We start from the raw sequence: 13,547 nt of genomic DNA, 5'->3' as shown, positions 1-13,547 counted from the left end.
GCAGGTCTGGATCTATTTTGAAATCAAACGAAAGGAACGCGTTTAAACGCAATGCTTACCTAAATGTACTTAATATATAACAGCGTGTTTAAGTAACAAGTTTCTTATCGGATAAGACCTGCAAAGGATGTTGATGTAATTGTCATAGTATTTTCTCCTTCACAGTTAGTTGATGAATCCAACACTTAGGGTAAGTGCTGAACAATTGAACGAGCGCATGATAATTAGTTTTTGGATATAAAGCAAACAAAAATTATGGCGTGTTTTATGTGCTTCTATATTTATATATATGTTGTTACACGAGTATTTGCCCGAAGTAGGTATTTTAACTTACATACATGTTCTGTAAAACGAAGTGATTGAACAAGAAAACAAGGATAAAAGTAACCATTAACTAGTTAGTAGGAAATTTTGCGATTAACTCAGGTACTATGTTGAGGTAAGGGTATAAGTTCTTCTTTGAGCTGAATTGGTTAACTCCATGTTTGTCAAAATAGCTGTCTTGACAAAATTTGTGCCAGCTCTTTTTTATTTCTAATAACTTCCGCACAGTAGTCACTTTTTATCTAACCATTTGTTCATAGCTTGATCGTAGGCGTCGGTTACTTTTGTTTTAGCACAAGTGGTGCCTACTAAGTAACTATCTGGTAGGTCACTTTTTGGCATTACACCAGCTCCTATCGATACCTTTTTAAAGCAGTTATCTCCGAGGCGATAGATAGTTAATTGCATGCTTTGCTTTTCAACTTTTAATGGGTCTATGCTGGTTTGCTGGTGCTCCTTTGGCACTGTAATACGCTGTGGTTGTGCTAAAGCTTGTGACGTTGGAGGTGTTGATGGGAGTGTATTTTGCTGTTGCTTTAGTATGCTCTTTAAACCTAATTTAAGGTCTATTTTTTTATAGCTGTTAGAGTCTGTTTGTGCATTGGGCGTTACAGGCTTTATTGTTTTTTTAATTTTTACAATCGTATTTGCAGCAGGAGTAATTGGTTTTTCAGGCTTTTTCAACAGCGTGGCTTCGTCGTGCTGGTTGCTATTTTGTCCTATTGCTGGCAATGACTTAGGCAACGCCATACTAACCATGTATGCTTTAATTGGGGGAGTGTCTGTCACTATTAATTTGGGGGTTTTAACATTCATTAATATTGAAAAAATTATCCCGTGGAGCAGTAATGAAATAATAAGAGGCCAGCGCCACGTTGTCACAATATTTGTTCCCTAAACAATAAGTGTTCCCTATAACACTAATTTAATATGACCACATAGGCGCTACAAAGTTCCTAATATTAACAGCATGTTATTATTTTTCTTAGCATTGACCAAATATTTAAACTCTTGTTTTAAAATGGGTGTAATAAGAATTATGCAACTGCTCATTATCTATAACCTTAAATCAGCTAGAGAAATGAGCATGTTGTAGCATATCTCACTACAGGCAAACTTTATTGTCTCTGCACAAGCTAACAATACTGCCCTGCTGCGAAGCCGCAGCTCCAAGCATATTGGAAGTTATAGCCGCCTAGCCAACCGGTTACGTCGGTTACTTCACCAATAAAGTACAGCCCTTGGGCTTTTTTCGCTTCAAAGGTTTTTGAGCTGAGTTCGTCGGTGTCTATACCGCCTAGAGTTACTTCCGCTGTGCGGTAACCTTCGGTGCCGTTGGGTTTAATTTGCCAGTTATGAATGTAATTAGCTAGATCGTCAATTTGGCTATGGGTGAGCTGATTTACATTGCAATCTGGAATGGCTTTACTCTCATGCAGTATTTCAATAAAGCGTTTTGGCAAAATAGTCGCAAGGCTATTTTTTAATGATTTTTGTGCTTGGGTTTCTCGCCATGTTGCTAATTGCGCTGTTAAATCAAGCTCTGGTAACAGGTTTATAGTCACTGCTTGCCCTGCTCGCCAAAATGAGCTGATTTGTAATATAGCGGGGCCTGATAAACCACGGTGAGTAAATAGGATGTTTTCTTTAAAACTGGTGCCGTCTTCACTGCTGACGATACATGGCACGCTAATACCCGATAGCCCTTCAAAGCGGTCTTTATCATGTTGGTGCAAGGTAAATGGTACAAGTGCTGCCATGGTCGGTAATACTTTTAAGCCAAATTGCTCAGCAATTTTATACCCTATTGGTGTTGCGCCTAGTTTTGGCATGGTTAAGCCACCAGCGGCAACAACGAGTGACTCACAGCTGTATGACTGTTGTTCTGTGATCACGAGATAGCCAGTAGCGGTTTTTTCAACGCTAAGCACTTCGTTACGCAGCGCAACATTAACACCCGCCCACTCGCACTCTGTTAGCAAAATATCAACGATATCTTGTGCGCTATTGTCGCAAAATAACTGCCCAAGGGTTTTATGGTGATACGCCAAACCGTGTCTGTCCACCAGCTCAATAAAATCATGCTGGGTATAACGGCTCAAACACGATTTTACAAAGTGTGGATTACCACATAAATAATTCTCAGGGCTGGCGTTTTCATTGGTGAAGTTACAACGTCCGCCGCCGCTGATGAGAATTTTACGACCAGGCTTTTTGCCCATATCAAGCACTGTAACACTGCGGCCACGGTATCCTGCTTGTGCTGCACACATTAGACCTGCGGCTCCGGCACCGATCACTATTACATCTACTTGGGTCATTTGTTCATCTCATGAGGAAATTTTTGCAATTGTAGCAAATTTAAAAGTACAAACTGAGCGGTATTTCACTATTTTATTATTAACAACAAAGTCTGAAAAAATAAATGTTCACCTCGCTATTCCACAAATTAATTAATACTTTATAACCACTACAACGACATAATAAAAGTCATAAAATCGTATTTAGCCATATAAACATCCCGATATAACTAAAATAGAGACATTAATAATAAAACGTTATTTTAACTATTTTAACAGATCATTTACTTTTGTTCCCCTTCACGACAATTCATCGTGAAGCTTAATAACAATCTAGGGATAATTATGACAACAAGAAAAACATTTAAAAAATGCGCTGTAGCGCTTACTGTAAGCGCAATATTTGCAGCGACATCAAGCATGGCAAATCCTAGCGAAGCAATAACACCATCTATTGCTGACATAACAACAAAACTACAAAGCCAAGCTCCTCTCGGTACACGTTTTATCATCAAATATAAAAATAACGCTGATGAAATGAGCACAATGTCGGCTGCTGAAACTAGCCCACAAATGATGAATAAAAAGGCCCAAGGCTTTGTTAAAAACTTTACCAGTAAAAAAGGAAAAGTTAAGGCGCAATATATCCGTGCAATGGCATTGGACAATCATCATGTTATGCGTGCAAATAAAAAACTAAGCGCTGACGAAGCCCAACAATATATGCAAGAAGTAATGGCTTCAGGCAATGTTGAATACATTGAAATCGACCAGATGTTAAAACCATTTGCAACGCCTAACGATCCTCGTTATGACGACCAATGGCATTACTATGAGCAAGCTGGCGGGTTAAACCTTCCAACTGCATGGGATACCGCAACAGGTAGCGGTGTAACAGTGGCAGTATTAGATACTGGTTATCGTCCACACATTGATCTTAATGCCAATATTTTACCTGGCTACGATATGATTTCGGATACATTTGTCGCAAATGACGGCGGCGCACGCGATAGTGATGCACGCGATCCAGGTGATGCAGTATCTGCCAGTGAGTGTGGTAATAATAACAGTGCACAAGGTTCAAGCTGGCACGGAACCCATGTTGCAGGTACTGTTGCAGCCGTTACGAATAATGGCGAAGGTGTTGCTGGTGTTGCTTATGATGCTAAAGTTGTTCCGGTACGCGTACTTGGTAAATGTGGTGGTTTAACATCTGATATTGCCGACGGTATTATTTGGGCTTCAGGCGGGTCAGTTTCTGGCGTACCTGCTAATGCTAACCCTGCTGATGTCATCAATATGAGTTTAGGTGGCAGCGGCTCTTGTAGCTCAACAACACAAAACGCGATTAACCAAGCACGTAATAACGGCACTGTAATTGTCATTGCCGCAGGTAATGATAACGACAATGCTAACAACTATAACCCTGGTAACTGTAATGGCGTAGTAAATGTTGCATCGGTTGGTCGTAATGGTGGGCGAGCTTACTACTCAAACTATGGTACATCTATCGATGTTGCAGCACCTGGTGGTGCGCAAAGCTTTGCTAATGATTCTGAAGGTATTTTATCTACACATAACTCAGGTTCATCAAGTCCTTCAAGTGACAGCTATCATTACTCACAAGGTACATCGATGGCTGCACCTCATGTTGCTGGTGTTGCTGCTCTGATTAAACAAGCAAAGCCAACTGCAACGCCTGATGAAATTGAAAGCATATTAAAATCAAACACTCGCTCATTCCCTGCCACATGCAATAACTGTGGTACTGGTATTGTTGACGCTGCAGCCGCAGTTGCTGCTGCAAGCGGTGGTACTACACCACCCGTTGGCGGCAATGAGTTACTTGATGGCCAAGCTCAAACGGGCCTAAGTGGCGCTGCGAGTAGTGATACTTTTTATACAATGACTGTACCAAGTGGCGCAACTAATGTAACTTTCACCATGAGTGGCGGAACGGGTGATGCAGATTTATATGTACGCTCAGGTAGTAAACCCACTACATCAACTTATGATTGTCGTCCGTATAAAGGGGGTAACAGCGAAGAGTGCTCTATAGACAGCCCAACTGCTGGTACATATCATGTGATGGTACGTGGTTACTCGGCTTACTCAGGCGTGAGTTTAGTTGGTAATTTAACAACCTCTGGTAACACAGGTAATCCACAAGCAGGTGGTGGAACTGTATCTGATATTTCAGCTAATGCAGGGCAATGGAAACATTATACCCTTGATGTTCCAGCAGGAATGGCAAGCTTTACCGTAACAACGTCTGGTGGCTCAGGTGATGCAGATTTATTTGTTAAGTTTGGCAGCCAACCAACAGGCTCTAGCTATGATTGCCGCCCATATAAAAACGGTAACGCAGAGACATGTACGTTTAGCAATCCTCAAGCAGGAACTTGGCACATGAGTGTGAATGCTTATAAAACCTTTGCCGGTTTAACGCTTGACGCACAATACCAGCCTTAATTAGCAATAAGGCATAGGGTTTGTATTAAACTCTATGCCTATAAGTGCTATTTGCCAGTTCCCTTGGTAACTTTGGCCGAATGAAAGTTCGGCTTTTTTAGCTCTTTTTTAAAGCTTTTCAAGTACCGCTTCTGCGCGACTTACTGCAAACTCTTTATCTTGTTCAACAAATAAACCTGTGACTTGCTGATCTTCAACAATCATTGCATAACGCGTTGAGCGTACACCACCAAATGCAGCAGTGTCTTTATCTAAACCAAGTGCTTTGGTAAAGCTAGCATCGCCATCGGCAAGCATCTCGATTGCTTGAGCATTATGTTGCTCACCCCATGCTTTCATTACAAACGCATCGTTTACTGATACACAGTAAATAGCGTCAACGCCTTTGGCTTTTATTTTATCTGCTAGAGTAATAAATTCAGGTAAATGTGCATTTGAACACGTAGGTGTAAACGCGCCTGGCACTGCAAATAACACCACTTTTTTACCTGCAAAAAGTGTTTCATTGGTAAGTGTTTGCATACCGTCGTCAGTAAGCTGTGTAAGACTAACGGCTGGTAATGTTTGACCTTGAGAAATCATGATATTTCCTTTTAAAGTGATGGGTTTTGAACAACACCAAAATAGCACAAAAACGCAACCAACCCTAACATCGAGTTGCGAGTAATTGTGCCTTTGCAAGCAAAGTTACAATCCTAAACTACTGCGAATAGTATGCATTTGCTGCTGTAAACGCTGATGAATATCAGCCACTAATAAACTGGATTCACTCACCTGCCCTTTCATACTTTGCATTGACTGGCTGAAGTTCTCTAACAATGAGTTTTGCTGCTTTGCCAACTCCATGGCATCAAAAGCGACTTTATTAGCATCCTGTGCATTATGAGCTACCCCTTCGGAGTTTCGTTTCAGCTCTTGAGCATTATCGGTTTGCAATTGAGCATCATCAGCTAATGCTGATATTTGCGTTGACACCATGGTTGAGTTTTCACTCAATAGATTGAGCTGGTTATTAATATCACTCAGCGAACCTTGTGTTTGCCGAGCTAACTTGCGCACTTCATCTGCAACCACAGCAAAACCACGGCCATGTTCACCTGCGCGCGCTGATTCGATCGCAGCATTGAGTGCCAGCAAATTAGTTTGATCTGCAATATTGCGGATCACTTCAATAACTTTCCCTACATCTTGTACACCACTGAGCAACTCTTGCAAGCTATGTAAACCTTGCTCCACCCGCTGTTGTGTATTTGAGCTAGCACTGAGCATGTTTTGGGCAAACCCTAAACTTTGCTCCATTGCTGAAAACGTATGCTTGGCGTTATCTGCTACTTTGCCGTTTATATCGTTTACTTGCTCACCAATATGTTGAATATCAGCCAATAATTCTTGATTTTGTTCAACTTGATGATGACTGGCATCTGTTTGCTGACTTATCGTATGTAGATGCTCGCTCATTTCTTGCATAAAATCGTTAATCACCTTGAGCATTTGTGCACGCTCTTCAGCCTCTAACCGTTGACGCTCAATTAACTGGTTAAAGTAACTAGCTATTTCACCAACTTCTGTTTTTGAGTTACTACTTTCAATATTTTTTAATTCGTTACTTTCGATTAAAAATGCAAAGCCATCACGTAATTGACGAAGCGGGGTTAATACTTGATTTCGCTGTACAAAGTAAACACCAACAGCCAATACAACCAACATGCCAATGGCAATACAAAACACTACAAATACTCGCTGCTTTAACGTACCTTGCTGAATTTTAAGTTGCTGCTCAGCATTTATCACCGTGTCAGAAAGTGTACTGATCTGTTTGCGCAGAGCCTGTATGCCTGTTTGACGCTGCTGAGCTTGTGCAATGGTGTTCTCTAAATCACGTGGGTAGCGGTTCGGCCAGCTTCTTAGCTCAGCCTTAATTTCACCTGCTAAATCTTCGGCTTCTTCATCTATAAACAAACTATCTTCATCAACTTCACTCATAACGCCCAAGTTTTCAAGCTCGTCAATCTGCTTTGCTAAACGGTTTAAGTTAGCAATACTTTGTTGTAAGTTGGTTTGTGTGTCTTGATCAAAACTAAGCATTAGCTGATAAGTAAACAACGACAAATTTGTCACTTCGCGGTAGTAATCACTGCCAAGCTGATAATAAGCCTGAGCGTTAGTATTTTGTTGCCCTGCTTTGTTAGCATAACCAATTAAAGAAGAAGCTGAGCCCGCCATTTGCCTAAGTGCATTATCAAGTAATGCTGTTTCATTACCTGACAGTTTACCTAAAGCACGATACTTACCTTTTATATCAGTATCGAGTTGGCTTAATTGCAGATCTAACTGTTGTTTTAAATCAATTGGTAAAATAGCAAGTTGGGTGTCTTTTACTTGGCTAATTAAATCCGACGCTTTCCCTAAATACTGACTATCGCCCTGTGCTAAGTAATCTTCTAGTAAGCCTTTTAAATCAACGAGTATTTTATTTTTTAATTGATTATAAGATTGGTCTTGTTGTTCGAGTTTAACTAAGGTTTGACTTGCCCAGTACAAGGTTCCGCCTAACAGCAGGCTAGCCAATGCCAGCAAAATAGCCAGCAACCGAGTGAATGATGACACGCGCATGAAATTAAATTCCTTTGGGTAACTGCGCGTACACTATTAACTATTTATGACAGTTTAATGAAAATCGATATGAAACTCTTATAACTTTATGGGAACAAAAATAAAAAATACGAATAAAGCCTCACACCATGGCGGCTTTGACATACACATCAAAGCGATTCTTTTTGGTTTTAATCTGCATACTAGGCGTCTGATTATTTAAAAATGGTGCGTAATCAGGCCGCTTAACAACCACTCGCTTACTAGCCAGTGGGTAGGCAAATGCGAGTAAGTCATCAGCATCATTATCTGCGCCAACCAAGTCTTGAAACACCCGCATTTCTTTTTTAACCAGTGCTGACTTTTCACGGTGTGGAAACATTGGATCCAAATAAACTACATCTGGCATACTTTCGCATTGCGCGAGTAAGGTATGACTTGAGCCAAACACTAGGCTCATGTTTTGCTTCATCCACGGACCAATTTCATTATCGCTATAAGCACGTTGCAAACCATCATAAAGTAATGCTGCAACAACCGGATGGCGCTCATGTAAAATCACTTTACAACCCAGTGATGCTAACACAAAACCATCACGGCCAAGCCCTGCGGTCGCATCTAGAACAACGGGGGTCGCTCCTTTATTTAAACCCACCGCTTTAGCAATTGATTGCCCTTTACCGCCACCGAATTTACGCCGATGAGCAACAGCCCCAGTTACAAAGTCAACGCTAATAGCGCCAAGTTTTGGTTCATCGGTTTTTCGTAAGCTTAAGCCTTGATCATCATAATGAAGTGAAAAGCCTTCGCTTTGTGCCGCCCACTCAGCGAGCCCAAAACGCAGCTCAATTTCATTAAGATAAGGACGTACTTCTTTAAAAGGACACTGTATAACCAAAATAAACTCCGACCGTAAATAGCTTGCGAAGTATATCAATTGCTTAACGCTATAGCACTAAAATAGCTCAATATCAGTTTGCGAAGTAACGTCTTGAGAGTGCTCTGACGCGGCTGTGTTGCTCAAGCTTTCTATCAATTCGCTGCGCGATTCAATAATGTGATTGAGCTGATGCTTAATAAAAGCCAAGTCATCATTCAAGATAGTTAACTGTAATTGTGTTTGCTCTAATTGCTCAACCTGCAATGCCAACGCTTGGTTCGCAGCAAAAGCGGGATCTTGCTGCATAAGTGCACGTAATTCAGATAACTGAGTTGTCAATTTAGCTACGGTTTCTTCACGCGCCTCGCTACTGACAAATAATTGCGAAGAAAGCTCATTGAAAGCATTACCAACCGCATGCGCTTGGGCTAGCGCCATTTCCTTTACTTCCATATCTTGAATTTTGGCATTGGTCACCTCCAAAATATGCGGGAATAAATCTTTATAGCGACCATACAGCACAACATCATCTAAAGGCATATTTTTAATTAAAATAGACACTTTAGGATAATTAACAATAGTACGACTACTAAAATCAACAAAGCGATTAGAGTAACGGTGCTTTTCTAATAACTCTTGCTCTAACGGACAAACACCACCGTCATCAGTACACACAACTCCTACATCTTGATACCAAAATGCCACAACCACATCGAGATTCAGCGGTCGGAAGAATTCAAAAAAATAGGCCGATAATGATTGCACATCATGGGCGTGATAGGTTTGCCCAACATAACGCATTATGCGCCCCATATCGCCGGAGTCAGTCATGGCGATTTCAGCAGTGCTCTGCGCGCGCGCAACATCATTTTTTAACTTAATAGAATGCTGACGATATTGATACAACACCCGAATACGCGCCATTAATTCTTCTGCATTAAAGGGCTTTACAATGTAATCGGCAGCACCGGCATTATAACCTTTAACACGTTCTGGTAATTCGCTTTTACCCGACAAAAACATCACTGGAGTATCTTTGGTTTGCTCATTACTTTTCAGCTCACGACACACTTCGTAGCCTGTTTTACCCGGCATTTCAACATCCAATAAAATAATGTCAGGGCTATATTTATAAGCTTGCCTTAAACCTTCTTCGCCATTTTTAGCATGAATTAACTGACAAAACCCCGCTAATGATTCCTCTATTACACGATGAACATATTTATCATCATCAATCGCCAGTACCAGTTTTGTCATGCCCAATTCCTTTTTATTAATTACTTAAAAAAGCATAGTACGGAGCCCTGATTTTGCGACAATTTATTACTCTAAATAGTAAAAAAGCGCCAAACGGCGCTTTTCAAGATTAAATATACGTAGTGCTTAAGCTGCAATACCACTGTGGCGCAATAGTGCATCGACACTTGGCTCACGACCACGGAAGTTTTTAAACAACTCCATTGGCTCTTCACTGCCGCCTTTTTCTAAAATATGCTGCATAAAGGCTTGCCCAGTTTCTGGGTTAAAAATACCTTCTTCTTCAAATTTGGAAAACGCATCAGCTGAGAGCACTTCGGCCCATTTATACGAATAATAACCTGCGCTATAACCACCAGCAAAGATATGGCTAAAACCATGTTGAAAACGGTTAAACTCTGGTGCTTTAACAACTGATGTATGGCTACGTACTTCATCTAAACGCGCTTGAATTTGGCATTCTTCACCCGCTTGATAATCGTTGTGAATTCTAAAATCAAATAACGAGAACTCGATTTGACGCAGCATTTGCATGCCTGAGTTATAGTTTTTAGCTGCTAGTAGTTTATCCAATAACTCTTTAGGCAATGACTCGCCCGTTTCATAGTGACCTGAAATAAAGTTAAGTGCTTCTTCTTCATAACACCAGTTTTCTAAAAACTGACTTGGCAGCTCAACGGCATCCCATGCAACACCATTAATACCCGCAACTGGCGCGGCATCAACTTGGGTTAGCATATGGTGAATACCATGGCCAAACTCATGGAATAAAGTGGTGACTTCATTATGAGTAAACAGTGCAGGCTTATCGCCTACCGCTTTATTAAAGTTACACACTAAATACGCTACAGGCGTTTGTAACTCGCCATTGGCGCGTACTTTGCGACCCATGCAGTCATCCATCCACGCACCACCGCGTTTGTGATCACGCGCGTATAAATCAAGATAAAAACGGCCACGCAGAGTATTGCTACTGTCGTAAATTTCAAAAAAGCGTACATCTTTATGGTAACTATCAATGTCTTTTAACTCTTTAACACTAATACCAAATAAACGATTTACTGTTTCAAACAAGCCGCTTAGTACTTTATCTGCGGGGAAATACGGGCGCAGTACTTCGTCTGATATTGCGTATTTCTCTTGCTTAAGCTTTTCACCGTAATAACCATAATCCCACGCAGCGAGTTGCTCAATGCCATGTTTTTCTTTGGCGTAAGCTTGCAGCTCAGCGAGCTCTTGCTCAGCTTGTGGTTTAGATTTAGCGGCTAAGTCTTCTAAAAATGAGAATACTTGCTCTGGCGTTTCAGCCATTTTAGTGGCTAATGATTTTTCAGCATAACTGGCAAAACCTAATAGTTGCGCAATTTCATGACGCAGCGCGAGTTCTTCACTCATGATCTCAGAGTTATCAAACTGACCAGCGTGTGGGCCTTGATCAGATGCGCGTGTTGCAAATGCCGTATACGTCTCTTCGCGTAATTCACGGTTATCAGCATAAGTCATGATCGGTAAGTAAGACGGGAAATCAAGGGTAAATACCCAGCCGTCCAATTCTTTGCTTGCTGCTGTATCTGCCGCTAACGCTAACGCCGACTCAGGTAAACCTGCGAGTTCGCTTTCATCAGTAATGTGCTTTTGCCAAGCCAATGTGGCATCCATCACGTTATTGCCAAATTTAGCCGCAAGTTCTGATAAACGTGCGCTGATCTCGCCGTAGCGCTTTTGCTGCTCAGGCGCCAAGGCGATGCCCGATAATTCAAAGCTACGCAATGCATTAGTAATAGTTTTTTGTTCTGCCGTACTTAACGTTTTAAACTCATCACTGTTGTGTAGTGCGTTGTAGGCTTCATACAACCCTTGGTGTTGACCAACAAAGGTTGAATACTCTGAGATAAGTGGTAAACATTGTTCGTACGCTTCACGTAATTCATCGCTATTAACTACGGAGTTCATATGCGATACCGGAGAAAACATTCGCGATAATTTATCGTCAACTTCTTCAAGAGGTAACACTAAGTCCTGCCAAGTGAATGATTTATTAGCCAGCACTTCGTCTATTTTAGCGCGGCATTCGCTAATACCCGCTTTTAGCGCCGGCACAACATGCTCTGGCTTAATTTTTGAAAACGGTGGTAAGCCTTCAAGGCCTATTAGTGGGTTATTTTGTAAATCGCTCATGTTAGCTCTCAAATCGTTTCGAATATGATTTTTAAGTTGGGGCGTACGTCTCGAAATACAAGGGGCTTTTAACGGGTCTGCCATGTGTTATTATCAGAGAAATACGTTTTATATAAACTTGAGGACTAAAGATGGCTCAGCATTTTGATTACATTGCGATTGGCGGCGGCAGCGGCGGGATAGCGTCAGCTAACCGTGCAGCAATGCGTGGCGCGAAAGTGGCACTAATTGAAGCAAAACATATGGGTGGAACCTGTGTAAATGTAGGTTGTGTACCAAAAAAAGTAATGTGGCATGGCGCTCAAGTTGCTGAAGCAATTAACTTATACGCCCCTGATTACGGCTTTAATGTTGAAGTAAAAGAATTCAACTGGAGTAAACTAGTAGAAAGCCGTGAAGCCTATATTGGCCGCATTCATAAGGGTTACGATAATGGCCTTGCTAAAAACGGCGTAACAGTTATTAAAGGCTTCGCTAAATTTATTGACAGTAAAACAGTCGAAGTAGACGGCGAGCACTACACCGCCGATCATATTTTAGTGGCCGTAGGCGGTCGCCCTAGCATTCCAAATATACCAGGTGCTGAACACGGCATCGATTCAAATGGCTTTTTTGAGCTGAATGAACAACCAAAACGCGTTGCCGTTGTTGGTGCCGGTTATATCGCGGTAGAGATTGCCGGTGTACTACATAGCCTAGGTACAGAAACCCATTTATTTGTTCGTAAAAATAAACCACTGCGCACCTTTGACCCATACATCATCGACACCCTTGTTGATATTATGGCCAAAGAAGGCCCGACGCTGCATACCGAATGCTCACCAAAAGAAGTAGTTAAAGAAAGCGATGGCAGCTTAACTATCCACTTTGAAAATGGCTACAGTCAAAATGTTGATCAAGTCATTTGGGCCATTGGCCGTACACCGACGACTGATAAGATTAACCTAGTCGCAGCGGGTGTTGAAGTAAACGAAGGCGGTTACGTTAAGGTAGACGAGTACCAAAATACCACGGCTAAAAATGTTTATGCTGTGGGTGATATCATCGAAGGCGGTATAGAGCTTACCCCTGTTGCAGTAAAAGCAGGCCGTACTTTATCAGAGCGTTTGTTCAATAAAGACCTGCCAGATGATTTAAAAATGGATTACAGCTTAGTTCCTACCGTGGTATTTAGCCACCCGCCAATTGGTACCATTGGTTTAACTGAGCAAGAAGCAATTTCGCAGTACGGCAACGAGAACGTAAAAGTGTATAAATCAAGCTTTGCTGCTATGTACACTGCGGTTACTCAGCATCGCCAAGCATGTAACATGATGCTAGTGTGCGCAGGCCCTGACGAGATAGTTGTAGGCTTACACGGCTTAGGTTTTGCGGTTGATGAAATGATCCAAGGCTTTGCAGTAGCTATGAAAATGGGCGCAACCAAAGCAGATTTTGATGCCGTTGTTGCACTGCACCCAACTGGCTCAGAAGAGTTTGTTACTATGCGCTAGCTAAAGGCTAAAGGCTAAAGGCTAAAGGCTAAAGGCTAAAGGCTAAAGGCT

9 protein-coding genes are annotated in these 13,547 nt (G+C 41.6%); 2 read left to right on the top strand and 7 right to left on the bottom strand.

From position 1 onward, the window contains the following. Positions 1 to 555: 555 nt before the first annotated feature. Positions 556 to 1,074 (bottom strand): hypothetical protein, encoded by a 519-nt coding sequence (locus H5203_RS18440; RefSeq protein ID WP_220495327.1) that lies wholly within the window; start codon positions 1,072 to 1,074, stop codon positions 556 to 558. 386 nt (positions 1,075 to 1,460) lie between these two features. Continuing rightward, complete coding sequence (locus H5203_RS18435; protein ID WP_182758716.1) at positions 1,461 to 2,645, bottom strand: NAD(P)/FAD-dependent oxidoreductase; 1,185 nt, start codon at positions 2,643 to 2,645, stop codon at positions 1,461 to 1,463. 324 nt (positions 2,646 to 2,969) lie between these two features. Here H5203_RS18435 and H5203_RS18430 point away from each other — a divergent pair, with 324 nt between their 5' ends. After that, entirely contained in the window at positions 2,970 to 5,096 is a 2,127-nt protein-coding gene (locus H5203_RS18430) for a S8 family peptidase (RefSeq protein WP_182820075.1), read from the top strand. A 108-nt stretch (positions 5,097 to 5,204) separates the two neighbouring features. Here the strand turns inward: H5203_RS18430 and H5203_RS18425 are convergent, their stop codons facing one another. The 5 genes from H5203_RS18425 to prlC all read right to left on the bottom strand — a co-directional run bounded on the left by H5203_RS18425 (position 5,205) and on the right by prlC (position 12,003). Next, positions 5,205 to 5,678 (bottom strand): peroxiredoxin, encoded by a 474-nt coding sequence (locus tag H5203_RS18425; protein WP_145238704.1) that lies wholly within the window; start codon positions 5,676 to 5,678, stop codon positions 5,205 to 5,207. A 105-nt stretch (positions 5,679 to 5,783) separates the two neighbouring features. Then, complete coding sequence (locus H5203_RS18420) at positions 5,784 to 7,709, bottom strand: methyl-accepting chemotaxis protein (RefSeq protein ID WP_145238702.1); 1,926 nt, start codon at positions 7,707 to 7,709, stop codon at positions 5,784 to 5,786. Between the two features lie 121 nt (positions 7,710 to 7,830). After that, positions 7,831 to 8,586 (bottom strand): class I SAM-dependent methyltransferase, encoded by a 756-nt coding sequence (locus H5203_RS18415; RefSeq protein WP_145238699.1) that lies wholly within the window; start codon positions 8,584 to 8,586, stop codon positions 7,831 to 7,833. A gap of 57 nt (positions 8,587 to 8,643) precedes the next feature. After that, the gene (locus tag H5203_RS18410) at positions 8,644 to 9,825 is read right to left on the bottom strand and encodes a two-component system response regulator (RefSeq protein WP_145238696.1); all 1,182 of its coding nucleotides are present in this window, start codon (positions 9,823 to 9,825) and stop codon (positions 8,644 to 8,646) included. A 126-nt stretch (positions 9,826 to 9,951) separates the two neighbouring features. Continuing rightward, complete coding sequence (prlC, locus tag H5203_RS18405) at positions 9,952 to 12,003, bottom strand: oligopeptidase A (RefSeq protein WP_145238693.1); 2,052 nt, start codon at positions 12,001 to 12,003, stop codon at positions 9,952 to 9,954. Between the two features lie 131 nt (positions 12,004 to 12,134). Here prlC and gorA point away from each other — a divergent pair, with 131 nt between their 5' ends. Then, the gene (gorA, locus tag H5203_RS18400; protein WP_182820074.1) at positions 12,135 to 13,496 is read left to right on the top strand and encodes a glutathione-disulfide reductase; all 1,362 of its coding nucleotides are present in this window, start codon (positions 12,135 to 12,137) and stop codon (positions 13,494 to 13,496) included. Positions 13,497 to 13,547: the final 51 nt, after the last annotated feature.

The organism is Pseudoalteromonas sp. SG41-1 (assembly GCF_014164575.1).
Taxonomy (GTDB): Bacteria; Pseudomonadota; Gammaproteobacteria; order Enterobacterales; family Alteromonadaceae; genus Pseudoalteromonas; species Pseudoalteromonas rhizosphaerae.
The sequence above is the reverse complement of the archived record's forward strand: the minus strand, read 5'-3'. Positions and strand labels throughout refer to the sequence as shown.

Coding starts and splice junctions, on each gene's coding strand:
- H5203_RS18410 (WP_145238696.1), bottom strand. CDS start 9,825: ATGACAAAACTGGTACTGGCGATTGATGATGATAAATATGTTCATCGT.
- prlC (WP_145238693.1), bottom strand. CDS start 12,003: ATGAGCGATTTACAAAATAACCCACTAATAGGCCTTGAAGGCTTACCA.
- gorA (WP_182820074.1), top strand. CDS start 12,135: ATGGCTCAGCATTTTGATTACATTGCGATTGGCGGCGGCAGCGGCGGG.
- H5203_RS18430 (WP_182820075.1), top strand. CDS start 2,970: ATGACAACAAGAAAAACATTTAAAAAATGCGCTGTAGCGCTTACTGTA.
- H5203_RS18425 (WP_145238704.1), bottom strand. CDS start 5,678: ATGATTTCTCAAGGTCAAACATTACCAGCCGTTAGTCTTACACAGCTT.
- H5203_RS18435 (WP_182758716.1), bottom strand. CDS start 2,645: ATGACCCAAGTAGATGTAATAGTGATCGGTGCCGGAGCCGCAGGTCTA.
- H5203_RS18420 (WP_145238702.1), bottom strand. CDS start 7,709: ATGCGCGTGTCATCATTCACTCGGTTGCTGGCTATTTTGCTGGCATTG.
- H5203_RS18440 (WP_220495327.1), bottom strand. CDS start 1,074: ATGGCGTTGCCTAAGTCATTGCCAGCAATAGGACAAAATAGCAACCAG.